We start from the raw sequence: 937 nt of genomic DNA, 5'->3' as shown, positions 1-937 counted from the left end.
TCTACGCTGCACTGCAAAGATCAGACATGGCCGCGTAACTAAGACAAATCAGCCTCCGGCAAACCCGGTGCGGTTCAATCCACCAAGTTCTCGATCTCGGAGGGTGCTAGGTCATACGACCGGCTGGCCTCAGCCACCGTCGTCTTGCCCTGGATGATCTCAATGACGAGCGCCGATTTCCGCTTCGCCGTCCAGCGTTTGATATTGTCGTCCAACTGTCCACTCATCGCTACATCTTCCTCCTTGTAGCATGAGCAGAATTTCACTGGGTCGATACACGAGGCCCGTCGGGAGTGGCAATCAGAGTTCCGGTTGCAAAGCAGACGAATTCTGTTGATGTAAGCCCGGCTGGCGCAAGCCCGGCCCCGTTGTCCTGTGCAACCGTGTCGAGGCTGATGGATTCGATTGCCTTGGTATTGAAACTGGCAGCATTCGAAGTCGGCAGGAGCCAGATGTTGCCCCCATTGTCCTGGATGATCCCAAATCCGGCAGATTCTGTTGCCCCGTCAGCGTAGGTGACAGTTCCGAAGAAGCCCGCAGTGGAGTCAATTTCGAAAACAAAGGGGGTGCCGTCCGTATCCAGGACGGTCAGTGTGTCGCCGGCCGCTGCGGCACCCTCGCCGTCCTCAAGGATAATTCCGTCGTCATTGCCGTCAGTAGTGAACGCGTTGTATTGCTGCTCGAAAAGCGGTGACCCCGCGCTGCCGTAGGTCCCAAGCAGATCGGCGGCATTTTCCGCAACCGATCCGTCGCCGGTTTCGACGATATCGATGTCGGCGACTGTCCCGAGAAAGATAAGCTCAAAATCGGTTTGCGTTGGCATGGGTGAGAGGTCTGTGCTGCGATGGTCGCTGCCCTAGCAGGCCGCTGAAAAACTCTGACCTCGACGTCCGCCGCGGAACATGATTCATCGGCGCCACGGTATGGACGGAGGTGG

Annotated in this window: 2 protein-coding genes; both read right to left on the bottom strand. The window is 57.4% G+C overall.

What is annotated here, in order from left to right:
* Nucleotides 1-74 precede the first annotated feature (74 nt).
* Entirely contained in the window at nt 75-227 is a 153-nt protein-coding gene (locus tag AB0T83_RS20265) for a DUF1153 domain-containing protein (protein WP_366195004.1), read from the bottom strand.
* Nucleotides 228-262: 35 nt separating this feature from the next.
* Entirely contained in the window at nt 263-823 is a 561-nt protein-coding gene (locus AB0T83_RS20260) for a hypothetical protein (protein WP_366195003.1), read from the bottom strand.
* Nucleotides 824-937: the final 114 nt, after the last annotated feature.

Origin of the sequence: Meridianimarinicoccus marinus (assembly GCF_040689105.1) — a bacterium.
Taxonomy (GTDB): Bacteria; Pseudomonadota; Alphaproteobacteria; order Rhodobacterales; family Rhodobacteraceae; genus Meridianimarinicoccus; species Meridianimarinicoccus marinus.
This window is presented reverse-complemented; position numbering and strand designations above follow the sequence as displayed.